22 protein-coding genes are annotated in these 22,690 nt (G+C 75.1%); 11 read left to right on the forward strand and 11 right to left on the reverse strand.

Annotated features, from left to right (window positions below):
• Positions 1-56: 56 nt before the first annotated feature.
• The 8 genes from ACI6QG_RS10930 to ACI6QG_RS10965 are packed head-to-tail and all read right to left on the reverse strand — an operon-like array spanning position 57 to position 9,181.
• The gene (locus tag ACI6QG_RS10930) at positions 57-1,208 is read right to left on the reverse strand and encodes a benzoate/H(+) symporter BenE family transporter (protein WP_407024590.1); all 1,152 of its coding nucleotides are present in this window, start codon (positions 1,206-1,208) and stop codon (positions 57-59) included.
• Positions 1,208-3,394, reverse strand: coding sequence for a penicillin acylase family protein (locus ACI6QG_RS10935; protein WP_407024591.1), 2,187 nt, complete (start codon positions 3,392-3,394; stop codon positions 1,208-1,210). Before ACI6QG_RS10935 ends, ACI6QG_RS10930 begins: the two co-directional genes overlap by 1 nt.
• A gap of 2 nt (positions 3,395-3,396) precedes the next feature.
• Positions 3,397-4,425 carry a Bug family tripartite tricarboxylate transporter substrate binding protein gene (locus tag ACI6QG_RS10940; protein ID WP_407024592.1) on the reverse strand — a complete coding sequence of 343 codons (1,029 nt, stop codon included), beginning with the start codon at positions 4,423-4,425 and terminating at the stop codon, positions 3,397-3,399.
• A gap of 4 nt (positions 4,426-4,429) precedes the next feature.
• Positions 4,430-4,810: a cupin domain-containing protein gene (locus ACI6QG_RS10945; RefSeq protein ID WP_407024593.1), complete on the reverse strand. Its 381-nt coding sequence runs from the start codon at positions 4,808-4,810 to the stop codon at positions 4,430-4,432.
• Entirely contained in the window at positions 4,810-6,012 is a 1,203-nt protein-coding gene (locus ACI6QG_RS10950; RefSeq protein WP_407024594.1) for a M20/M25/M40 family metallo-hydrolase, read from the reverse strand. Before ACI6QG_RS10950 ends, ACI6QG_RS10945 begins: the two co-directional genes overlap by 1 nt.
• Positions 6,013-6,014: 2 nt before the next feature.
• A complete protein-coding gene (locus ACI6QG_RS10955) occupies positions 6,015-6,968 on the reverse strand; it encodes a D-2-hydroxyacid dehydrogenase (protein ID WP_407024595.1) in 954 nt (317 codons plus the stop codon).
• A 47-nt stretch (positions 6,969-7,015) separates the two neighbouring features.
• Entirely contained in the window at positions 7,016-8,071 is a 1,056-nt protein-coding gene (locus tag ACI6QG_RS10960; protein ID WP_407024596.1) for an alpha/beta hydrolase, read from the reverse strand.
• A 57-nt stretch (positions 8,072-8,128) separates the two neighbouring features.
• Complete coding sequence (locus ACI6QG_RS10965; protein ID WP_407024597.1) at positions 8,129-9,181, reverse strand: trypsin-like peptidase domain-containing protein; 1,053 nt, start codon at positions 9,179-9,181, stop codon at positions 8,129-8,131.
• Between the two features lie 79 nt (positions 9,182-9,260).
• Here ACI6QG_RS10965 and ACI6QG_RS10970 point away from each other — a divergent pair, with 79 nt between their 5' ends.
• A complete protein-coding gene (locus ACI6QG_RS10970; RefSeq protein ID WP_407024598.1) occupies positions 9,261-11,582 on the forward strand; it encodes a heavy metal translocating P-type ATPase in 2,322 nt (773 codons plus the stop codon).
• Positions 11,579-11,989 (forward strand): MerR family transcriptional regulator, encoded by a 411-nt coding sequence (locus tag ACI6QG_RS10975; protein ID WP_407024599.1) that lies wholly within the window; start codon positions 11,579-11,581, stop codon positions 11,987-11,989. Before ACI6QG_RS10970 ends, ACI6QG_RS10975 begins: the two co-directional genes overlap by 4 nt.
• A 71-nt stretch (positions 11,990-12,060) precedes the next feature.
• Here the strand turns inward: ACI6QG_RS10975 and ACI6QG_RS10980 are convergent, their stop codons facing one another.
• From ACI6QG_RS10980 to ACI6QG_RS10990, 3 genes are all read right to left on the reverse strand, one after another.
• Positions 12,061-12,858 (reverse strand): Bax inhibitor-1/YccA family protein, encoded by a 798-nt coding sequence (locus ACI6QG_RS10980; protein ID WP_407024600.1) that lies wholly within the window; start codon positions 12,856-12,858, stop codon positions 12,061-12,063.
• 85 nt (positions 12,859-12,943) lie between these two features.
• Positions 12,944-15,433, reverse strand: a complete 2,490-nt coding sequence (locus ACI6QG_RS10985; protein WP_407024601.1) for an ABC transporter permease — start codon at positions 15,431-15,433, stop codon at positions 12,944-12,946.
• A complete protein-coding gene (locus ACI6QG_RS10990) occupies positions 15,430-16,140 on the reverse strand; it encodes an ABC transporter ATP-binding protein (RefSeq protein WP_407024602.1) in 711 nt (236 codons plus the stop codon). Before ACI6QG_RS10990 ends, ACI6QG_RS10985 begins: the two co-directional genes overlap by 4 nt.
• A gap of 46 nt (positions 16,141-16,186) precedes the next feature.
• On the opposite strand from ACI6QG_RS10990, the gene ACI6QG_RS10995 reads away from it, so the two are divergent.
• The 9 genes from ACI6QG_RS10995 to ACI6QG_RS11035 all read left to right on the forward strand — a co-directional run bounded on the left by ACI6QG_RS10995 (position 16,187) and on the right by ACI6QG_RS11035 (position 22,488).
• A complete protein-coding gene (locus ACI6QG_RS10995) occupies positions 16,187-16,804 on the forward strand; it encodes an arylesterase (RefSeq protein WP_407024603.1) in 618 nt (205 codons plus the stop codon).
• Positions 16,805-16,832: 28 nt separating this feature from the next.
• Positions 16,833-17,369: an RNA 2',3'-cyclic phosphodiesterase gene (gene thpR / locus ACI6QG_RS11000; protein WP_407024604.1), complete on the forward strand. Its 537-nt coding sequence runs from the start codon at positions 16,833-16,835 to the stop codon at positions 17,367-17,369.
• Between the two features lie 13 nt (positions 17,370-17,382).
• Positions 17,383-17,748, forward strand: coding sequence for a DUF2946 family protein (locus tag ACI6QG_RS11005; RefSeq protein WP_407024605.1), 366 nt, complete (start codon positions 17,383-17,385; stop codon positions 17,746-17,748).
• A gap of 66 nt (positions 17,749-17,814) precedes the next feature.
• On the forward strand, positions 17,815-19,854 hold the full coding sequence (locus ACI6QG_RS11010; RefSeq protein WP_407024606.1) for a TonB-dependent receptor family protein: 2,040 nt from the start codon (positions 17,815-17,817) through the stop codon (positions 19,852-19,854).
• A gap of 11 nt (positions 19,855-19,865) precedes the next feature.
• Entirely contained in the window at positions 19,866-20,339 is a 474-nt protein-coding gene (locus ACI6QG_RS11015) for a YcnI family protein (RefSeq protein WP_407024607.1), read from the forward strand.
• Positions 20,339-20,626 carry a hypothetical protein gene (locus ACI6QG_RS11020; protein ID WP_407024608.1) on the forward strand — a complete coding sequence of 96 codons (288 nt, stop codon included), beginning with the start codon at positions 20,339-20,341 and terminating at the stop codon, positions 20,624-20,626. The genes ACI6QG_RS11015 and ACI6QG_RS11020 overlap by 1 nt, the downstream gene beginning before the upstream one ends.
• A 10-nt stretch (positions 20,627-20,636) precedes the next feature.
• Complete coding sequence (locus tag ACI6QG_RS11025; protein ID WP_407024609.1) at positions 20,637-21,086, forward strand: copper chaperone PCu(A)C; 450 nt, start codon at positions 20,637-20,639, stop codon at positions 21,084-21,086.
• Complete coding sequence (locus ACI6QG_RS11030) at positions 21,083-21,772, forward strand: NAD-dependent deacylase (RefSeq protein ID WP_407024610.1); 690 nt, start codon at positions 21,083-21,085, stop codon at positions 21,770-21,772. Before ACI6QG_RS11025 ends, ACI6QG_RS11030 begins: the two co-directional genes overlap by 4 nt.
• Positions 21,769-22,488, forward strand: a complete 720-nt coding sequence (locus ACI6QG_RS11035) for a trypsin-like serine peptidase (RefSeq protein ID WP_407024611.1) — start codon at positions 21,769-21,771, stop codon at positions 22,486-22,488. Before ACI6QG_RS11030 ends, ACI6QG_RS11035 begins: the two co-directional genes overlap by 4 nt.
• Positions 22,489-22,690 lie beyond the last annotated feature (202 nt).

Consider the following 22,690-nt stretch of genomic DNA (forward strand, 5'->3'; position numbering starts at 1 on the left):
TTCGTAGTCCCGCCGGGCGCCGGCGTCACGCCCACCCCATGCCGGGCCAGCCGCCCCTACCGGGGCGGGGCGCGCCCCGCCCCCAGCCCCCACCACAGCGCCCCGCCGGCCAGCAGCCCCCAGAAGGCCGCGCCGATGCCCGCCACGCTGAGGCCCGAGGCGGCGACCAGGAAGCACGCCACCGCCGGCACCTGCGTCGCCTCCTCGGCCAGGGCGGCGCGCAGCGCCCCGGCCAGGGCGCCCAGCAGCGCCAGCCCCGCCACAGCCTGGATCAGCAGCGGCGGCGCCGCGGCGGCGAAGGCGGTGGCCGTGCCCGCCAGCAGCGCGAAGCCCAGGTAGGCGGCGCCGGCCACCACCGCCGCCACCCAGCGCCGAGCCGGGTCCGGATGCGCCTCCGGCCCCGCGCACAGCGCGGCGGTGATGGCGGCGAGGTTCACCAGCTGCCCGCCGAACAAGGCCCCGGCGGCGGAGCCCGCCCCGGTGGCCACCAGCGCCGGCCCCAGCGGCGCGGCGTAGCCATTGGCCCGCAGCACCGCCAGCCCGGGCAGGTTCTGCGAGGCCATGGTGACCAGGAACAGCGGCAGCGCGATGCCCACCACCGCGCCCCAGTGGAAGTCCGGCCGGACGAACTCCAGCGACGGCGCGCTCCAGCCCAGCCCGGCCGGCAGGCCCGGCCCGGCCAGGAAGGCCGCCGCCGCCACGGCCACCGCCGCCGGCACCGCCCACAGCCGGTTGAGGCGCAGCATCACCGCCCAGGCCCCCACCACCGGCAGCGCCAGCCACGGGATGCCGCCCACCGCCCGCACCGGCGCCAGGCACAGGTCCAGCAGCACCCCGGCCAGCATGGCGGCGGCCAGGGGGCGGGGTATGGCTTCCACCGCGCGGGCGAAGGGGCGGAACAGCCCCGCCGCCACCACCAGACCCGCCGCCACCAGGAAGGCGCCCACCGCCGCCGGGAAGCCGCCCTCCGGCGCCGCCGAGGCCGCGAGCAGCGCGCCGCCGGGCGTGCTCCAGGCCACGGAAACCGGCATGCGGAACCGCCACGACAGCCCGATGCCCAGCCCCCCCATCAGCGCGCACAGCACGGTGAGGCCGGAAGCCGCCTGCGCCGGGCTGGCCCCCATGGCCGCGAACCCCGCCAGCACCACCGCGAAGGAGGAGGCGAAGCCCACCAGCCCCGCCAGCAGCCCCATCACCACCGACTGCATCAGCGCGCCCAGGCCCCCAGCATGTCGCCCCAGTGGCGCGACAACGGGTGGCCCGACTGCCCGGTGGCGACCTCCATCCGCACCGCCCCTTCCGCCGAAAGGTCGGCCGCGAAGCGCAGCCCGGCGCCGTGCACGGCGATGTAGCCCTCGCCGCGCATGCCCTCGCGCCGCACCGTGTCGTTGTCGCCGTCCACCGGGGCCTCCAGCCGGGCCAGGCGGCCCAGCCCGGGCAGGAAGCGCAGCACCGGGTGCTCGAACCGCGCGAGGTGGGCGTCGCCCCAGCGCCAGGCGGCCGGGTCGGGGCCGAAGCGGGCCTGCAGCGCGGCGACCGCCTCGCCCAGCGCCAGCGCGGCGGGGGCGCGGCAGTCGCCGGCGCACCAGAAGGCGCGGGCGGCCGGGTCGGCCAGGGCGTGGCGCAGGAACTCCATCCCGGCCGGGGCGTCGGGCACGCCCTGGCCGCGCAGCAGGGCGGCGCGGAAGCGGCGGGTCCATTCGGTCCAGACCAGGGGCTGCGGCAGGCCCTGCGCCATGGTGCCGTCCCACTCGGCCAGCAGCGCCTGGGCGCGGCCCACCGCGCCGTCGCCGCGCGGCAGGGCGTTCAGGAAGGGCAGCGCCTCGCGCGCCGGCAGGGAAACGGCGTCGCGCTGGATGGCGGCCATGCGCGCCAGGTCGTGCGGCCCTTCGGCCAGCAGGGCGTGGATGCGGCGGAAGCGCCAGTCGCCGCGCCAGTCGCGGCCGAGGAAGACCGGGTGCCCCTCGGGCTGCACCCGGTTGTTGGCGTTCGCCACCACGCCGGATGCCGGCGCGACCACGTGCGGCATCTCCTCGAAGGGCACGAAGCCGCGCCAGCCCTCGCCGGCCCAGGGAAGCGCGCCGTCATGCCCCTCGGCGCGCAGCGGGGTGCGCCCGGTGAGGAACAGGGCGATGCCCCCGGCGCGGTCCGCCACCACCAGGTTCTGCGGCGGCGAGGTGATGAGGGCGGCGGCCGCCCGCGCCTCCGCCACGCTGCGGGCGCGGTTCAGCCGCAGCAGGCCGGCGGCGGCGGTGTCGCCCGGCTCCAGGTTGGCCATGCGCACCGACAGCCCCTCGCCCACCACCGGGCCATGGGCGGTTTCGCGCACCCGCAGCGTCTCGGTGGCGCCGCCGCGGCTGCGGATGGTTTCCTCGCGCTCGCGCAGCACGGGGGCGCCGGCGAAGACGTCCTGGGTGTCGGAATGGGTGGTGGTGAAGCCCCAGGCGAGGTCGCGGTTCCGCCCGATGACCAGGAAGGGCACGCCGGGCGCGGTGGCGCCGGCGCGCGAATCGTCCGGCAGCACCAGGCGGGCCAGGTACCAGGGGGTGGGCGCGCCGTAGCCCAGGTGCGGGTCGCTCGCCAGCATGGGCGCGCCGCCGGCGCCGCGCGCCACCGCCCAGGCGTTGGAGGCGCTGTCCGGCAGCGGCGCGTCGCGCGGGAACACAGGCACGGCGGCCAGGGCGCGGCGCGCGGCCTCGGCCAGCCCGGGGCGGGAAAGCCGGGCCACGTCCGCCCGGCCGCTGCCGTCGTCGCCGCCCGGCCACAGGTCCCACAGGCGGTCCTCCGGCAGGCGGGGCGCCAGGGCGGCGCGCTCCAGCTCCACCTGCCAGTTGCCCGACAGCCACAGCCCCATCACCTTGGCCCAGAGCAGCGAGTGCACCGGCTCCCACCGCTCGGGCGCGCCCAGCAGCAGGAACTCGGGCGCCACGAAGCGGCCGCGCTCGGCCAGGCGGGCGTTCACCCCGTCGGCGTAGCGGCGCAGCAGGGCCTGGGTCTCGCCGTCCAGCGCCGCGAGGTCGGCCTCGGCGCGCGGCCGCAGGCCCAGGGTGCGGCTCATCCGGTCCAGCCGCAGGGCGGAAGCGCCGAGGGTCTCGGCCAGCCGGCCTTCGGCGCCGCGGCGCATCGTTTCCATCTGGAACATGCGCTCGCGCGCGTGCAGCCAGCCCAGGGCGAAGGCGGCGTCGGCCTCGCTGGCCGCGGTGACGGTGGGGATGGCGCGCTCGTCGAACGCCAGCGCCACCGGGGCGGACAGCCCGTGCCCCTCCAGCCGCGCCACCGCGCCGGGCAGCGTCAGCCAGGCCAGCAGGGCGGGCAGCGCCAGCAGCAGCGCCAGCACCCCCAGCAGGGCGCGCCCCCAGCGCCAGCGCCGCCGCCGGTGCGGGCGCCGGGCCATGGCTATTCCGGCTCGATGCCGGCGCCGCGGATCATCTCGCCCCAGGCGGCGATCTGCGCGCGCACGAAGGCTTCCAGCTCTGCCGGGGTGGAGGTGCCGGCGTCGAAGCCCAGCTCCGCCAGTCGCCGGCGGAATTCCGGGTTGGCGCCGACGCGGGCGGTGGCGGCGGCCAGCGCCGCGTGGGCGGCGGGGTCCATGCGCGCCGGGCCCAGCAGGATGCAGAAGCTCAGCAGGTCGAAGCCGTCCAGCCCCTGCTCGGCCAGGGTGGGCACCTCCGGCAGCAGGACGGAACGCCGGCCGGAGGTGACGCCCAGCGCCCGCAGCCGCCCGTCGCGCACGTGGCCCAGGGTGGGCGTCAGGTCCACCACGATGGAATCCACCCGCCCGGCGATGACGTCGGTGATGGCCGGCGGCGTGGAGCGGTAGGGGACGTGGAGCATCTGCACGCCGCCCATCCGCGCCACCGTGGCCCCGGCGACGATGCCGGTGCCGTTGCCCGAGGCGTAGGACACCTGCCGCGTCCGCGCCAGTGCCAGGAACTCCCGCAAGTTGCCCACCGGGGCCGAGGGGCCGACCGTCAGCCAGAACACGAAGTTGCCCAGGCGGGACACCGGGGTGAAGTCGTTGATGGGGTCGTAGTCCAGCCGGCGCATCAGCCAGGGATTGGCGGCGTGGGTGGTGTTGGTGGTGACGAACAGGGTGTGCCCGTCCGGCGCCGCCTGCGTCACCGCCCGCGCGGCGATGGTGCCGTTGGCGCCGGCGCGGTTGTCCACCGTGATGGCGGCCCCGCCGAGCTCGGCGCCCAGCATCTGCGCCAGCACGCGCGCCACCGCGTCGGTGCCCGAGCCGGCGGCGAAGGGCACCACGAAGGTGATGGGGCGCGCCGGCCGCCATTCCGCCTGCGCGAGGGCGGGCATGGCCGGCAGGGCGGCCATGCCGCCCGCGAGGCCCAGACCGGCCGGCAGGGCGGCCATGCCGCCCGCGAGGCCCCGACGGGCCAGCGGCACGGCCAGCAGGGAACGGCGCAGCATCATCCTATCCTCCCTGGCGGACCACCTTGGCGGGGTCCTCTCCATAGGGGGGCGAATAGACCACCAGCAGGCGCACGGCGGTATCCCCCAGCACCTCGAAGGTGTGCATCTCGCCCTGCGGGAAGAAGCAGGCGTCGCCCGGCCCCATCTCCGCCACCTCGCCGCGGCAGGAGACGCGGGCGCGGCCTTCCAGGAGAAAGCATATCTGGTCCATGCCGGGGTGCGCGTGCGGCAGCGCCGCCCCGCCCGGCTCCAGCCGGCCGTGCAGCATCTCCATGCTGGTGGCGCCCACCGTCTCCGGGCCGATCAGCCGGTGGTTCAGCGTGCCGTGGTGGTTGGCGGGGGAATAGGGCGCGACGTCGCCCATGCGGACCACCAGCGCCATCAGCCCGCCTCCATCCCCGCCGCCGCCAGGATGGTCAGCAGGGAGGCGCGCATGCCGCGCAGGCTTTCCGTCTCCTCCACGTCGATCCATTCCTCCAGGCTGTGCGCCCGCCCGCCCTTGCCGCCCGAGCCGATGCGCAGCGCCGGCACGCCGAGCGCCATCGGCACGTTGGCATCGGTGGAGGACCATTCAAAGGAGGGCTGGTAGCCCTCGCTGGCCACCGCCGCCTGCGCCAGCCGCGCGAAGGCCGAGCCGTTGGGGGTGTGCCCCGCCGGCCGGTCGCCGACCGGCACCACCTCCACGGCAAGCCCGCCGGAGCGCGCGGCGTTCTCCGCCGCCACCGCGGCGTCCACCGCGCGCAGGAACTCGCCCTCGATGCGGGCCAGCACCTCGGCGGAGGCGGAGCGCAGGTCCACCTCCATGGTCGCCATCTCCGGGATGGCGTTGATGGAGGTGCCGCCGCCGACCACGGAGACGCAATGCGTCGTCACCGGCTCGCGCGGGGCCCTGATGGCGGCCACGGCGCGCGCGGCGTCGGCCAGGGCGTAGACCGGGTTCACCAGCCCGAAGGCGGCGAAGGAATGCCCGCCCGGCCCACGGAAGGTGACGCGGTAGCGCTTGGAGCCGATGCCGCCGGTGACGATGCGCTCCACCTCCGGGCTGTCCACCGTCAGGAAGCCCGTCACCTGGTGGCGGCGCGGGTGCTGCGCGAAGAAGTGGCGCACGCCGCGCAGGTCGCCCAGCCCTTCCTCCCCCACGTCGCCCAGGAACAGGATGTCGGCGCGGGTGCGGATGCCCGCCTGGTCCATCGCGCGCAGGAAGGCGAGGTTGACGGCCAGGGAGCGCGTGTCGTCCCCCACCCCGGGGGCGAAGAGCTTCGTGCCTTCGCGCCGCACGCGCACATCGGTGCCGGCGGGGAACACGGTGTCCAGGTGGGCGGCCACCACCAGCACCTCGCCATTGCCGAAGCCGCGGCGGGTGCCCATCACGTTGCCCACCGCGTCCTCCGCGCAATCCTCCAGCCCGTGGGCGCGCAGCATCTCCAGGTAGGCCGCGGCGCGCGGGCCCTCGCCGAAGGGCGGGGCGGGGATCTCCGTCAGGCGGATGATGTCGTCCACGGTGCGGTCGTGTTCCTGCGCCATCACCGCGCAGGCGGCGGCGAAGCGCGCATCCTGGCGGATGGCGCGGATGCGCTCCTCCATGCTCAGCCCACCACCTGGTTCAGCAGCGGCTGCCCGGCCTGCAGGCGGCGCAGGTTCTCCTCCAGCATGTCCAGCACGTTGTCCTCGTAGCGCCGCGTCTCGCCGGCCGTGTGGGGCGTGAGGAAGACGCGCGGGTGGCTCCACAGCGGGCTGCCGGCCGGCAGCGGCTCCTCCACCATCACGTCCAGCGCGGCGGCCGAAAGGCGGCCGGAATCCAGGGCGGCCAGCAGCGCGCCCTCCTCCACCACCTTGCCGCGGGCGCAGTTCACCAGGATGGCGCCGGGCTTCAGCGCGCCCAGCCGGGCGGCGTCCATCAGGTTCGTGGTCTCGGGCGTCAGCGGGCAGACCAGCAGCACGGCGTCGGCGCGCGGCAGCACCTGCGGCAGCGCGTCCAGGCCGTGCACCTCGTCCGCGCCCTCCGTGCCGGCAGACGGGTCGCGGCGGATGCCGACGACGCGCATCTCCAGCGCCTTCAGCAGGCGGATGAGGCGCCCGCCGATGCGCCCGGTGCCCACCACCACGGCGGTCTTGCCGGCCAGCTCGTCCTCGCGCACCGCGAAGTCGGCCTTCATGCCCGACCAGTGGCGGCGGTGCTGGTCGTCGCGCGCGGTGAACAGGTTGCGCGTCACGCCCAGCAGCATCGCCAGCGCGTGCTCGCTGACCGCCGCGGCGTTGCCCCCCGCCGCGGAGGTCAGCTTGATGCCATGCCGGGCGAACACCGCGCGGTCATACTGGTCGGTGCCGGCGCTGAGCGACTGCACCAGCCGCAGCTTCGGCGCGCGTTCCGGCAGGGTGTTGCGCCACAGGCCGGAAACCACCAGCACGTCGGCCTCGCCGATGCGCGCCTCCAGCTCGGGCAGGGAGCGCACTTCGAAGAAGGGCAGGGGGGCGCCGCGCGCCTGCCAGCGGGCGCCGCACTGGTAGGCGACGTGGGCGAAGCAGATGGTCGGGTTCATGGGCGGCCGATCCACGCCCTCGCCGCCGCCCGGCCGGCCGGACGCCATCACGAGGCGGCTTCCTCGAGGAACACCTGCACCGCCTGGAACAGCGCGCCGCGGTTGCGCTCCATCCACATGCCGTGCGTGCCCTCGCCCAGCAGCACCAGCCGCTTGCCGGGCGAGGCGGACAGCAGCGGGAACAGGGCCTGCGCCATGGCGGGCGGCGTGTCCTGGTCCCATTCGCCCAGCACCAGCAGGGTGGGGGCGGTGATGCGCTGCGGCTCGTAGAAGGGCCGGCCGGCGGCCCAGAACTCCCGCCCATCGGCGACGGAGCCGTTGGGCGCGCGCAGCGCCTGCGGGTTGCGCCGCAGCCCCTCAGGGTCGGTGGCCCAGGTGACGCCGGCCCAGTGCTCGAACCAGCCGGCGGGCACCAGCGTGGCGCGCGCCGCTTCCGGCACCCCGGCGCCGCGCCGCGCCCGCGCCTGCTCCTGCGTCACCCAGCGATAGGCACCGAGGTCGCCGCCGGGGTCGGCCAGGGAGGCGGTGGTGCGCAGCCACACCGGCGCGTAGAGCACCAGCCGCTCCACCGCCGCCGCGTTCCCGGCCGCATAGCGCCCCATCAGCGCCGTGCCCCAGGAGTAGCCGAAATGCACGCAGCGCCCGATGCCGCGGCGGTTGCGGATGAACTCGGAAGCCGCGGCGATGTCGGTCACCGCCGTCTCGCCGCGCACCAGCGGCGGGTTGGCTTCCGGCGGCTGCGCCATCTCGGGGGGGCGGGTGGAGCGGCCATAGCCGCGCAGGTCCAGGCTCCAGACGTCGAAGCCGCGCCCGGCGATGTAGTCCATCCAGGACAGCCCGCCGAGCGGCAGGTCGAAGGCGGTGTGGGCCGGGTAGGTGGCGCCATGCACCATCAGCACGGTGCGGCCGGGGGTGAAGGCGGCCATGCCCTCGGGCCGCTTGTTGCGGAGGAACAGCTCGATGCCCTGGCCGGTTCCGGCGGCGGGGCCGGCATCCTTCGCCGGAATCATGTGGTCCTCGCTCACGATGCGCGGCGCGCCCTGCGCCTGGGCCAGCAAGGGCGCGGCGAGGGCGGGCGCGGCGAGGATGGCGCGTCGGTTCATGGGCGTCCGGTCCCTGGGGATGCTGGCCCGGACGCTAGCAGGGGGTGCGCGGGGCGGCTACCGCTCGCACCGGATGAACAGCGTCGAGCGGTGGGCGATCTCCCCCACATCCGCCGTGGGGCGGTCGGGGCCGGCGCTCTCGGCCACGCGCGGCTCCACCCCGGCGCGGCGCAGGAACTCCCGCGCCACGCCGCCCTGCACGGCGAAGTTCACGTTCTGCGCGATGTCGCCGGTGCGGCGGCTCACCGCCTGGGCGTTCAGCTTGCTCACCACCACGCCGACCACGTGGCCCTGCATGTCGACCAGCGGGCCGCCGCTGTTGCCCGGCTGCACCTCGGCGCTGATCTGGTACTGGCTGGGGTTGTCGCCCAGGCCGCGCAGCCCGTTCACCTCGCCGCGGGTCAGCTTGGGGTCGCTGCTCAGCAGCCCGGCCAGCGGGAAGCCGTAGGCCACCACCCCCTCGCCGCGCCGCACCGCCGGGCCACCGCGGAAGGCCAGCGCCGGCCCGCCCAGCCCCGGCACGTTCAGCACCGCCAGGTCCAGCGCGGCGTCGCTGCGCGCGGGCGGCCGCGCCTCCAGCCACGGGCCGGCCGGGGTGCGGAGGATGACGCGGTTGCACGCGTCGATGACGTGATGGTTGGTCATCACCCGGCCATCCGCCACCAGGAAACCGGTGCCGGTGGACACCTGCCGCGCCGCCTGGTTGGGCTGCGCCGGCGCCGCCTCGCGCCCCACCGGGCCGGCCATCGGCTGGCGGGCCGTTGCCGAGGCGGCCGCAGGGGCGCGGGTGGTGGTCGCCATCTCCAGCGTGCGCTGGGCGCAGATGTCCTGGTCCCGCAGCACGGATTCGCGGCCGTCGCCCAGCACCAGCCGCAGGTCGAAGCGGCAGCCGGCCTCGGCGTTGGGCACCACGCGGAAGCCCTGGCCATCGGCCAGCGGCCGGTCGGGGCGCAGCAGGTTGGCCCCCCATTCGCCCCGCCCGGCGCGGGAGGCGTTGAGCACCGTGGCGTCCGCGCCGGTGCGGTTCACCACGCGGAACCCTTCCTGCGGCGCCTGCGCGGCGGCCGGCAGCGCGAGCAGCAGGGACAGGGCAGGGAGGGTGAGGCGCATGGCTGCCCATCTGGAAGCGCCGGGCCCGCCTGTCCAGCCGCCTTGACCTTCCCTGCGGGGGAAACACGATGTTGCGGACATGGAACTGACCGTCCCAATCTCCGGCATGACCTGCGCCGCCTGCGCCACCCGCGTGGAGCGCGCCCTCGGCAAGCTGGCGCCCGCCCGCGTCAACCTCGCGGATGAGACGGCGGTGCTGGAGGGCGCGCCGCCGCTGGACGCGGTCGCCGCCGCCCTGTCCCGCGCCGGCTACGGGTTGCGGACGGAGGACCTGGACTGGCGGCTGGAGGGCATGAGCTGCGCCACCTGCGTCGCCCGGGTGGAGAAGGCGCTGCTGGCGGTGCCCGGCGTGCGCGAGGCCCGGGCCAACCTGGCGGCGAACCGCGTGGCCATCCGCGTCCTCGCCGGCACCGACCCCGCGCTGCTGGAGGCCGCGCTGGCCCGCGCCGGCTACCGCCACGCCCCGGAGGAGGACGCGGCCCCCCGCCGATTCGGCCGCGCCGAGGCCGAGCTGGCGCTGGCCGCCCTGCTGGCCGCGCCCTTCCTGTGGGGCATGCTGGGCATGGCGCTGGGGCAGGACTGGATGCCCGCACCCTGGTGGCAGCTGGCGCTGGCGGCGCCGATGCAGTTCGGGCTGGGCTGGCGCTTCCACCGCGGCGCCTGGGCCGCGCTGCGCGCCGGCACCGGCAACATGGACCTGCTGGTGTCGCTGGGCACCAACGCCGCCTTCTTCTTCTCCCTGTGGCGGCTGCTGGCCGACCCCCACCCGCACCACCTGTATTTCGAGGGCGCGGCGCTGGTCATCGCCTTCGTGCTGCTGGGCAAGTGGCTGGAAGGGCGGGCCAAGCGCGCCACCGGGGCCGCCATCCGCGCCCTGCTGGCGCTGCGCCCGCGCACCGCCTGGCGCCTGGACGCGGCGGGAGAGGAGGAGGAGGTGCCCGCCGCCCTGCTGCGCCCCGGCGACCGCGTGGCGGTGCGCCCCGGCGGCCGCGTGCCGGCCGACGGCGTGGTGGAGGCGGGCGAGGCCGGCGCCGACGAATCCGCCCTGACCGGCGAGAGCCGCGCCGTGGCCAAGGCCCCCGGTGCCGCCCTGTCCGCCGGCACCACCGTGCTGGATGGCCGGCTGGTGATGCGCGTCACCGCGACAGGGAGCGAGACGACGCTGTCGCGCGTCGCGGCGCTGGTGGGGGCGGCGCAATCCTCCCGCGCGCCGGTGCAGCGGGTGGTGGACCGCGTCTCGGCGGTGTTCGTGCCGGTGGTGGTGGCGCTGGCGGTGCTGACCTTCGCGGGCTGGCTGCTGGCCGGGGCAGGCTGGGAGGGGGCGCTGATCCCCGCCGTGGCCGTGCTGGTGGTGGCCTGCCCCTGCGCGCTGGGGCTGGCGACGCCCGCCGCCGTGATGGCGGGCACCGGCGCCGCCGCCCGCGCCGGCATCCTGTGGCGCGACGCTGAGGCGATGGAGCGCGGCGCCCGGCTGGACGTCGTCGCCTTCGACAAGACCGGCACCCTGACCGAGGGCCACCCCCGCCTGGCCGCCTTCCACGCCAGAGAGCCGCGCGCGCTGTCCTGGGCGGCGGCGCTGCAGGGGGGCAGCGAGCACCCGCTGGCCCGCGCCGTGCTGGCCGCCGCCCCGCCGCCGCCCCCGGTGGCCGGCTTCCGCGCCCTGCCGGGCCGCGGCGTGCGCGGCGAGGTGGAGGGGCGGGCGCTGCTGCTCGGCTCCCGCCGCTTGCTGGAGGAGGCGGGGCTGACCGACCCGTTCGCCGCCCAGGCGGCGACGGAGGAGGCGCAGGGCCGCACCCTGTCCTGGCTGGTCGAGGAGGGCGGCGGCGCGCTGGCCCTGCTGGCCTTCGAGGACGCGCCGCGCCCGCATTCCGGCCCGGCGGTGGCCGCGCTGCGCGCCCGCGGGCTGCGGGTGGCCATGCTGTCGGGCGACAGCCAGGCCGCGGCCGGCGCGGTGGCCGCCGGCCTGGGCATCACGGAGGTGGAGGCGCCCCTGCTGCCGGAAGCCAAGCTGGAGCGGCTGCGCGCCTGGCAGGCGCAGGGCCTGCGGGTGGCCATGGTGGGCGACGGCGTGAACGACGCCCCCGCCCTCGCCCAGGCCGACCTGGGCCTGGCGATGGGCAGCGGGACGGAGGCCGCCATCGCCGCCGCGCCGGTCACCCTGCTGCGCCCCGACCCCCTGCTGGTGCCCGCCGCCCTGCAGGTCGCGGACCGGACCATCCGCAAGATTCATGGAAATCTGCTGTTTGCGTTCGGTTACAATGCAGCAGCTTTGCCGCTTGCCGCGTTGGGCATGCTGAACCCGGCCATTGCCGGGCTGGTGATGGCAATGTCCTCCGTTTCCGTGCTCGCCAACGCGCTGGCGCTGGCGCGGTGGAGGCCGGCAGAGGAGGCACCGCGATGAACATCGGCGAAGCCGCCGCCCAGAGCGGCGTCAGCGCGAAGATGATCCGGCACTACGAAACGCTCGGCTTGGTCAAGCCGGTGCGCCGGGCCAACAACTACCGTTCCTACACGCCGCAGAACGTGGCGGTGCTGCGCTTCATCCGCCACGCGCGGGACCTGGCCTTCCCGCTGGCCGAGGTGAAGCAGCTGCTGGCGCTGTGGCAGGATGAGGGGCGCGACAGCGCCGACGTGCGGCGCATCGCCCTGTCCCACGTCGAGGCGCTGGAGGAGAAGGCGCGTTCCATGCAGGCGGTCGCCGCCTCGCTGCGCCACCTGGCGGACCATTGCGCCGGCGATGGCCGGCCGGACTGCCCCATCCTCGACGACCTGGCCGGCAGCCGCCGGATGGCCGCCGCCGAGGACTGAGCGCGGCCGCCACGCGGGCATGAAGAAACCCGGCGGGTTTCCCCGCCGGGCCGTTGGCGCTTGTGCGGCGCTTACTCCTGGTTCCGGCCGCCCATGAAGCTCAGCAGCAGCTGGAACAGGTTGATGAAGTTCAGGTACAGGCCCAGCGCGTCCATCACGCTGCGCTTGGCGGCCTCATCCGTGCCGGCGGCGTAGCTGTACTCGATGTAGTCGTTCTTGATCCGCTGGGTGTCGAAGGCGGTCAGCCCGCAGAACACCACCACGCCGATCACGGAGATGGCGAAGGCCAGCGCCGAGGAGGCGAGGAAGATGTTCACCACCGAGGCCAGGATGATGCCGATCAGGCCCATCAGCAGGATGGAGCCCATCTTCGACAGGTCCCGGTTCGTCGTGTAGCCGATGAGGCTCATCGAGGCGAACATGGCCGAGGTGATGAAGAAGGTGCTGGCGATGGACGACTTCGTGTAGATCACGAAGATGTTGGCCATCGAGGCGCCCATCACCGCGGCGAACAGCCAGAACAGCGCCTGCACGGTGGTGCGGCTCATCCGGTTGATGCCGAAGCTCAGCGCCAGCACGAAGGCCAGCGGGGCGAACATCGCCACGTAGCCCAGGATGGTCGGTGCCGTCGCCAGGCCGCGCGGCGTGCGCACGACGGTGTAGAACAGCTCGCTCAGCCCCGTGTGCGCCACCAGGTAGGCGACGATGCCGGTCAGCAGCAGGCCGGACGCCATCCAGTTGTACACGCGCAGCATGTAGGCGCGCAGGCCGGCATCCAGGGTGGCGGCGTCCACCGCGGCGGTGCGGCCCCAACCTTGCTGGGCCGTCCCGAGCGGGTTGGTCCACCGCGATTCGGGTTGAAAGGCCATGGGTGTCAGTTCCTCCAGGGGAAAGACGGGCGTTCGCCCGCGTCCACATCATATGGACATTGCGTAACCTGAATCAACAGGTGCGCTATTCGTTCCGCAGCAGGGGCGCCGGCCGCACGCGCAGCGCCAGCGCCGTGCCGGCGTAGCCGAAGCCCAGCACCAGCGCCATGCAGCCGGCCACCGTCAGCAGCAGCGTCCCGGGCAGGAAGACGAACTCCTGCCCCATGATGCCGCGCACCACGCCCCAGGCCGCCGCGGTGCCGGCCAGCGCCGCCAGCAGCCCGGCGAAGGCCCCCAGCACGCCGAATTCCACCAGGAAGGCGCGGCGGATCTGCGCCCGGCTGGCGCCCAGCACCTTCAGCACCACCGCCTCGCGCACCCGCCGTGCCTGCCCGGCGGCGACGGCGCCTGCCAGCACCAGCGCGCCGGCCAGCAACGTGACGCCGCCCACCGCGGTCAGCGCGGTGCCGATGCGCCCCAGCAGCTCCGCCACCTTCTCCAGCGCCTCGCGCACGCGGATGCCGGAGACATTGGGCAGCACATCCGTCACCCGCCGCAGCAAGGCGCCATCCTGCGCCGGGTCGCCGCGCACGGTGGCGATGTGGGTGTGCGGCGCCGCCGACAGCAGCCCCGGCGAAGCCACCAGGGTGAAGTTCATGGCCAGGGACCGCCAATTCACCTCGCGCAGGTTGGCGATGGTCATCTCCACGTCGCGGCCCAGCACGTTCACCGTCAGCGTGTCGCCGATGCCCACGCCCCAGCCCTTGGCGATGTTGGCGTCGAAGCTCACCAGCACCGGCCCGGCATAGTCGCGCGGCCACCATTGGCCCTGCACGATGCGCGCCCCCTCCGGCGGGGTGGCGGCGTAGGTCAGCCCGCGGTCGCCGCGCAGCGCCCAGGCGGATTCGGGCGTGGTGCGCCATTGCTCGGCCGACGTGCCCTTCACCGCGACGATGCGCGCGCGCAGGCTCGGCACGCGCCGCACCTCCTCCACGCCGGGGGTGCCGCGGGCCAGGGTGTCGAACTCGCCCACCTGGTCGGGCTGGATGTCGATAAAGAAGAAGTTGGGCGCGCGGGCCGGCATCTCGTCACTCAGCGCCGCCGTCAGGTTGCCCTGGATCTGCGCGATGGCCGCCAGCGTCGTCAGCCCCAGGCCGAGCGCCATCAGCATCACCGGCGTGCCGGCGCCGGGGCGGTGCAGGTTGGCCAGCCCCATGCGCCATTCCGGCCGCCGCAGGCCGCGCACCCGCCGGGCGCCGGCCATCAGCGCGCCGCCGGCCAGGTGGAACAGGCCGATCGCCAGCGCCGCGCCGCCGCAGAAGGCCGCGGCGAAAAAGGGCTGCTCGGCGGTGCCGACCACCAGCGTCACCAGCGCCAGCGCCGCCACGGCATTGGCCGCCAGCACCGCCCAGCCAGGGAAGCGCGTGGCATCCGCCGTGGCGTCGCGGAACAGCGCCGCGCCGGGAATGCGCCCGGCCCGGCCCAGCGGCCACAGGGCGAAGCACAGCGCGGTCAGCGCGCCATACAGCGCCGCCAGCGCCAGCGGCGCCGGGTAGAAGCCCAGCCGCGGCGGCACCGGCAGCGCCCCCGCCAGGGCCTGCGCCGCCGCCCAGGTCAGCGCCCAGCCCGCTGCCAGCCCGATGACGATGCCCAGCGCCCCCAGCACCGCCACCTGCCACAGGTAGGCGGCGAAGATGGCGCCCGCCGGCGCGCCCAGGCAGCGCAGCGTGGCGATGGTGCGGCTGCGCGCCGCCAGCCAGGCCCGCACCCCTGTCGCCACGCCGATGCCCCCCACCAGCAGCGCCGTCAGCCCCGCCAGCGTCAGGAAGGCCGCCGCGCGGTCGAGGAAGCGGTTCACCCCCGGCTCCGCCTGGTCGGCCAGCCGCACCCGCCAGGGTGCGCCGGGGAAGGCGGCGCGCAGCGCGTCGGCGAAGCGGCGCGGCTCGGTGCCCGCCGGCAGCAGCAGCCTGTATTCATGGTTGATGAGGGAGCCGGGCTGGATCAGGCCGGTGGCCGGCAGCGCCTCCAGCGGGATGATGGCGCGCGGGCCGAAGAAGGTCGGCGTCGCCACCTTGTCGGGCTCGTCGGCGATGATGCCGGCCAGGGGCAGGGTGCTCTCGCCCAGACGAAGCGCGTCGCCGGGCCGCAGGCGCAGGCGCTCGGCGATGGCGGGTTCCACCAGCAGGCCGCGCGCATCGGGCGGCTCCGTCACCAGCGCGCCGACCATGGGATAGGCGCCGTCGGCCGCCTTCAGCTCCACCAGCGTGCGCTCGCCATCCGCGCCCACCAGCATGGCGCGCAGCAGCCGCACCTCCGAGACGCGGGCGCCGCGCGCGGTGGCCCAGCCCAGCACCTCGGCCGGCACCGGCTGGTAGCCGCCGCGGATCTCCAGGTCGCCGCCCAGGATGCGGGCACCATCCTCGCGCAGCCCGGCCTCGATGCCCGCGCGCAGCGTGCCGACGGCGGCGATGGCCGCCACCCCCAGCGCGAGGCAGGCCAGCACCAGCCGCAGCCCCTTCACCCCGCCGCGCAGCTCCCGCCGCGCCAGGCGCCAGCCCAGCAGCGCATTCCTCATTCGGCGGCGACCGGCAGCAGGGCGGAATCGGCGGCGATCAGCCCGTCCTCGATCCGCACCTGCCGGGGGCAGCGCGCCGCCAGCGCCGGGTCATGGGTGATGAGGACCAGGGTCGTGCCGTGCTGCTCGCGCAGGCCGAACAGCAGCTCCATCACCGCCTGGCCGGTGGCGCGGTCCAGGTTGCCGGTCGGCTCGTCGGCCAGCAGCAGGGCAGGAGCGGCGACGAAGGCGCGGGCCACCGCCACGCGCTGCTGCTCGCCGCCCGAGAGCTGCCCCGGGTAGTGCCCCAGCCGATGGCCGAGCCCCACCTGCTTCAGCGCCTCCGCCGCGCGGTCGAAGGCGTCAGCGCGGCCGGCGAATTCCAGCGGCACCGCCACGTTCTCCAGCGCCGTCATGGTGGGGATCAGGTGGAAGGCCTGGAAGACGATGCCCACCTGCTCACGCCGGAAGCGGGCAAGGGCCTCCTCGTCCATCGCGCCCAGGTCCTGGCCGGCTACGCGCAGCGTGCCGCCCGTCGCCTGCTCCAGCCCCGCCAGCAGCATGAGCAGGGAGGTCTTGCCCGAGCCGCTCGGCCCGACGATGCCCAGCGCCTCGCCCCGCGCCACCTCCAGTGACACGCCGCGCAGGATGTTGACCCGGCCCGCGGCGCCCCCCACCTCGAAGGTGAGGTCGCGCGCGGCGATGATCGGCTGGTCCGGAGTGCTCATGGGTGGTTCATATGGTCGGCGCGCTGCGCTGCAACAGGTGGCGCTGATGGCCGGCGCCGGTTCCGCCCTGGCCCAGGGGGCGGGTTCCGGTGCGCCGACGACGCTGCTTGCCCTGGGCGACAGCCTCACCGCCGGCTACGGCCTGCCGCAGGACCAGGGCTTCGTGCCCCGCCTCCAGGCCGCCCTGCGCGCGAAGGGGCGCAACGTGCGCGTGGTGAATGGCGGCGTCTCCGGCGACACCATGGCCGGCGGCCTGTCCCGCCTCGACTGGCTGCTGGCGGAGAACCCGCGCGCCGCCATCTTGGCGCTGGGCGCCAATGACGGGCTGCGCGGCCTGCCGGTGCCGCGCATGGCCCAGGCGCTGGATGGCATCCTCGACCGGCTGGCGGCGCGGCGCATCCCGGTGCTGCTGGCGGGCATGTTCGCGCCCCCCAACCTGGGCGCCGATTACGGCCGCGCCTTCCACGCCGTCTTCACCGAGGCTGCGGCGAAGCGGAACCTGCTGTTCATGCCCTTCTTCCTCGACGGCGTGGCCGGCGAGCGCGCGCTGAACCAGGCCGACGGCATCCACCCCAACGCCCGCGGCGTTGAGGAGATGGTCCGGCGAATCCTTCCCCTCACGGAAGATTTGCTGGACCGTGCCGCGGCACCCCCCGCAGGATAGCGGCGGGGAATCGGATGGGGGTCCTGCCATGCGTCTCTTCGTCGCGCTCGACCTGCCCGAGGATGTGAAGGACCAGCTTTCCGGCCTCGCCGGCGGGCTGCCCGGCATGAAGTGGGTGCCGCGCGCCAACTACCACCTCACGCTGCGCTTCATCGGCGAGACGCCGCCCTTCCGCGCCGAGGAGGTGGACGAGGCGCTCTCCGCCATCCGCGCCAAGCCCTTCGAGCTGCGGCTGCTGGCGCCCGGCATCTTCGAGAAGAACGGCCAGGTGCAATCCCTGCACGTCACGGCCGAGCGCACCCCCGGCCTCGCCCACCTGCAGAACAAGATCGAGACCGCCCTGCAGCGCGCCGGCTTCCCGCCGGAGAAGCGCCGCTTCGCCCCGCATGTGACGCTGGGCCGGGCGGCGGCGGTGCCGGTGCCCAAGCTGGTCGCCTTCCTCCAGGCCCACAGCCTGTTCCGCTGCCCGCCGGTGACGGTGGAGCACTTCACCCTCTTCTCCTCCGTGCTGGGCAAGGAGGCGTCGCACTACACGCCCGAGGTGGACTACCCCCTGGCCGCCTGATACCCCTGCGGCCGTGACGCGGCGCCGCCCCGCCCTGCTGGCCATCCTGGCCGCCCTGCTGTTCATCCAGTCGGGCGCGGCGCTGGCCCATTGCCTGCGCGGCATGGCGCATGATCCGCTCTCGCTGATCGAGATCTGCACCGGCGAGGGCCGCCGCACGCTGGACCTGTCGGACCACGGCGCGCCGCAGGGGGCCGAGGCGGGTTTCTGCCTCGCCTGCCACGCCTTGCCGGCCGTGGCGGTGCCCGAGGCGCCGGTGCTGTGGCAGCCGGTGCGCTACGCCGCCCTTGCCGCATGGGCGCCGCAGCCCGTGCCCACCCCCGCCCCGCGCGCCCGCGCCCCGCCCGGCGCCCCGCGAGACCCACCCGCCCAGGCCTGAACCCGCCCTCCGCGCGCCCGTCCCAAGCGGGCGCCCCTGCGCGTTCCTGCCTGGAAATCCCCGTTCATGTCCCCGATCCGCGCGGCCCTGCCGCTGCTGGCCCTCGCCCCCGCCGCCTGGGCGCAGACCGCCACCCTGCCCGAACTCACCGTCACCGGCGCCCGACCCTCGTTGGCCGCGCCCGGCAATGCCGAAGCGGAGGCCCGGCTGCACCTCTCGCCCGGCGCCAACACCGTCGTCCCGGCCAGCGATTTCCTGGACCGCCCCGCCAGCACCGGCATGCGCGACATGCTGGAATGGGTGCCCGGCGTCTTCGCGCAGCCCAAATGGGGCGAGGATTCCCGCCTCTCCATCCGTGGCTCGGGGCTCGCCCGCAACTTCCACCTGCGCGGCGTGCGCCTGTTGCAGGATGGCATCCCGGTGAACCAGGCCGACGGCTCCGGCGATTTCCAGGAGCTGGACCCGCTGACGTTCGGGCGCGTCGAGGTGCTGCGCGGCGGCAACGCCTTCGCCCTGGGCGCCAACACGTTGGGCGGGGCGGTCAACTTCGTCACCCCCACCGGCCGCGACAGCCCCGGCGGGCAAGTGCGGCTGGAGGCTGGGTCCTTCGGCCTGTTCCGCTCCCAGCTCGCCTACGGCGCCGCTGCTGGCCCGGCCGATGCCTGGGTCAGCGCCACCCACCGGCAGGAGGACGGCTTCCGCCGGAACGGCAAGGGCGACAGCCAGCGGCTGAACGCCAATATCGGCTACCGCTGGAATGACGATGCCGAGACGCGCATCTTCCTCGCCCATAACAGCATCCACCAGTTCATCCCCGGCGCGGTGACGCGCGAGCAGGCGCTGGGGAGCCCGCGCACTGCCAACGCCACCAACCTGGCGCTGCGCTACCAGCGCAACATCGAGAGCACCCGCATCGGCACCCGCACCGCGGTCCGGGTGGATGCCGACACGCTGCTGGAGTTCGGCGGCTCCTGGGTCACCCGCCAGCTCGACCACCCGATCTTCCAGTTCGTGGACAACCGGACCAACGACTTCAACGCCTTCGCCCGCCTGACCTGGGATGGGCAGGTTTCCACCATGCGCAACCGCCTGGTGGCCGGCACCAACTTCGCCTTCGGCACCAACGACAACCGGCGCTTCGTCAACCTCGCCGGCCTGCGAGGCACGCAGACGTTCTCCTCCTGGGACACGGCGCAGACGCTCGACGCCTTCCTGGAGAACAGCCTTTGGGTGCTGCCGCGGCTGGCGGTGGTCACGGGCCTCTCCGGCGGGACGGTGCGCCGCGCCTCGGAGAACCGGCTGAACCCGGCGCTGGGCGGCGCGATGAAGGGCGACTTCGCCAATCCGCGCCTCGGCCTGCTGTGGCAGGCGACCGAGACGGTGCAGGGCTTCGCCAACCTGACCTGGAGCACCGAGCCGCCCACCCTGTCCGATCTGGTGGCGCTGGTCCCGCTCGGCGGCTTTTCCCTGGTGAAGGACCAGCGCGCCCGCACCGCCGAGGTCGGCGCCCGCGGCACCGCCGGTCCGCTGGGCTTCGAAGCCGCCTTCTACCACGCCGCCGTGCAGAACGAGATCCAGCTCATCCAGGGCCCCGCCGCCGGCTCCGCCCTCGCGCGCAACGTGCCGCGCACGGTGCACCAGGGCATCGAGCTGGCCGGCACCATCGCCGCGGCGCGCTCCCTGTTGGCCGAAGGCGACGCGCTGACCCTGCGCGGCGCCTACACCTGGAGTGACTTCCGCTTCGACGGCGACGCCCGCTTCGGCGGCAACCAGTTGCCCGGCGCACCCCGCCACTTGCTGCGCGGCGAGGCCCGCTGGCGCCACGCCTCCGGCGCTTGGCTGGCACCCAATGTCGAATGGGTGCCGCAAGGCTTCTTCGTGGACAACGCCAACACCACCCGCACCACCAGCTACGCCCTGCTGGGCCTGCGCGCCGGCGCCGAGTTCCTCGACGGCCGGCTCTCCGCCTCGCTGGAGGCGCGCAACCTGCTGGACCGGCGCTTCATCTCCTCCGCCTCGGTGATCCCGGTCGCCGCCGGCAACTCCGCCATCTTCGAACCTGGCATCGGCCGCGCCGCCTTCGCCGGGCTGCGCTACCGCTTCTGAAAGGCCCCGCCATGCTCCGCCAGACCCTCGCCCTGCTGCTGCTGGCCGCCCCGGCCGCCGCGCATGTCACCCTCCAGCCAGCCGAAGCCCCGGCCAACGCCTTCGCGCGCATCGCCTTCGCGGTGCCGCATGGCTGCGCCGGCGCCGCCACGGTGGCCATCGAGGTCACGCTGCCCGAGGGCGTGGCCACCGCGCGCCCCATGCCCAAGCCGGGCTGGGAGATCGCCACGGAGCTCCGCCCCCTGGCCCGCCCCGTCGCTGGCCCGCACGGGCTGATCCGCGAGGCTCCGGCCAGCATCGCCTGGCGCGGCGGCCCCCTGCCGGATGCCCATTACGAGGAGTTCGTCATGCTGGTCCGCACCCCCGACCGCCCCGGCGGGACGCTGCGCTTCGCCGTGGCACAGCTCTGCGAGGGCGGCGCCCGCGCCGATTGGTCGGGCGAGGCCGGCTCCCGCCAACCCGCCGCCACGCTGGTGCTGCGCTGATGCGCGCCGTGCTGTTCCTGGCCGCGCTCGCCGCGCCCGCCCTGGCCTGCGACCCCGCCGAGATGGAGGCTGCGATGACGGAGATCTGCCGCGGCGCCACCGAAGGCGCGCGCGAGGCCGTCCACGCCCTGCCCATCGCCGAGCGCCCGCCGCTGGAGGCCGAGCTGACCCGTCTGCACGAGCTCTGCACCGCCGGCGACCCAGCCTTGGCCGCCCGCGCCGCCGCCCGCCTGGCCCGCGAGGCTGGCCGCATCGAGGCGCGCCACATGGGCGCCGCAACCCCGTAGGATGACCCCGATGATGAACCGCCGATCCCTCCTCTTCCTGCCCGCGCTGCTGCCGGTGGCCGCCCTCGCGCAGCCCGCCGTCTCGGTGGAATCCCCCTGGACCCGCGCGGCGGGGCAGGGGGCCACCGGCGCCGGCTACATGGTGCTGCGCGCCCCCGCCGGAGACCGGCTGGTGGGCGCCGCCAGCCCCGCCGCCGGCCGGGTGGAGCTGCACACCCACATCCGCGACGGCGAGGTGATGCGCATGCGCCAGGTCCCGGCCATCGAGATCCCGGCTGGCCAGCCTGTGACGCTGGCGCCGGGCGGCCTGCACCTGATGCTGATTGGCCTGTCCCGCCCGCTGGCCGCCGGGGAGAGCGTGCCCGTCACCCTGCACTTCGAGCGCGCGGGCGAGGTGCAGACCAGCCTGGCCGTCCAGGCGGCCGGCGCGCGCGGGCCGGGGGGCGGCCACCGGCATTGAACCTCGTCATCCTCACCGGGGCCGGGATCTCGGCGGAGTCCGGCCTCGCCACCTTCCGCGACCTCGGCGGCATCTGGGCGCAGGTGCGGCTGGAGGATGTGGCGACGCCCGAAGCCTTCGCCGCCGACCCGGCGCGGGTGCAGGGCTTCTACGACGCGCGGCGCGCCCAGCTGCGGCGCGTCGCCCCCAACCCGGCGCACCACGCCCTGGCCCAGCTGGAGCGCGAGTGGACCCGCGGCGACGTCCTGCTGGTCACGCAGAACGTGGACGACCTGCACGAACGCGCCGGCAGCCGCCGCCTGCTGCACATGCATGGCGAGCTGAAGCGCGCCCGCTGCCTGTCCTGCGGCGCCGACAGCCGCTGGGAGGATGACATCCGCCCCGCCGACGCCTGCCCAGCCTGCGGGGCGGCGGGGCGCCTGCGGCCGCACGTGGTCTGGTTCGGCGAGATGCCGCTGCACATGGCGGAGATCGAGGCCGCCCTGGCCGCCTGCGACGTCTTCGTCAGCATCGGGACGTCCGGCCAGGTCTGGCCAGCGGCCGGCTTCGTGCGCACCATCCCGCCCGCCGCGCGTTCGATCGAGGTGAACCCCATGACCACCGAGGTGTCCCCTGCCTTCCGTGAGCACCGCCGCGGCCCGGCCTCGCTGGAAGTGCCGCGGCTGGTGGCCGAGCTGCTGGCATGAAGGGCGCGGCGCTGTCCCTCGCCCTGGCCGTGATGGCCGGTTCCGCGATGGCGCAGAAGCCCCTGCCGCGCTCCGAGCTGCCGGGGCTGGGGGAGAATGACCCCCGCCGTCCGGTGGAGGTCTCGCGGGCGCCGTGGACATCCCTGGGACGGGTGCAGACGGAGGTGGGCGGCCGCTGCACGGGCACGCTGGTCGCCCCGCGCCTGGTGCTGACCGCCGCCCACTGCCTGGTGGCGAGGACCGGCAAGTTCGTGCAGCCCGCCTCCGTCCATTTCCTGCTGGGCTATGACCGCGGCCGGGCTGCCGCCCAGGCCCGCGTGGTGGACTTCCGGGTGGGCGAGGGCTTCGTGCTGGGCGTGCCCTCCCCGGTCAGCGCGGACTGGGCGGTGCTGCTGCTAGAGGCGCCGCTGCGGGCGCCGGTGCTGCCGGTCTGGGCTGGACGCCCGCCGGAACGCACGCCCCTGGTCCTGGGCGGCTACCAGCAGGACATGCCTGAGCGCCTGCTGGCCGACACCGGCTGCCGCATCATCGGCGCCGCCAACGGGGCGGTGACGCATGACTGCGCCGGAACACGCGGCGCATCGGGCGCGCCGCTGCTGGCGGAGATCGGCGGCCGCTGGCAGGTGATGGGGGTGGCTTCGCGGGTCCGGCGTGACATCGCGCTGGGTGAAGCGGCCGGAACCGAGGGGCCGCGGCGAGTCTTGCAAGGTCAATGACCTCGGATTGTCATAGTTCGCCCTGAAGCCATGCATTTTTTGCATGGATTTGCGGTTTGACGGCGGCCCCGGAGGCCCGTATATCCCCGTTCACCGGCGGCGGACTGGTCTTGCTGAGTGAGGCGGACTGGTTGGTTGGTGGTTTTGCTGGGGGTGGCTGGTTGGCTGACCTGGTTTGATGGGTTGGCTGAGCTGTTTCCTG

Source organism: Sabulicella flocculans (assembly GCF_045449635.1).
Taxonomy (GTDB): domain Bacteria; phylum Pseudomonadota; class Alphaproteobacteria; order Acetobacterales; family Acetobacteraceae; genus Roseococcus.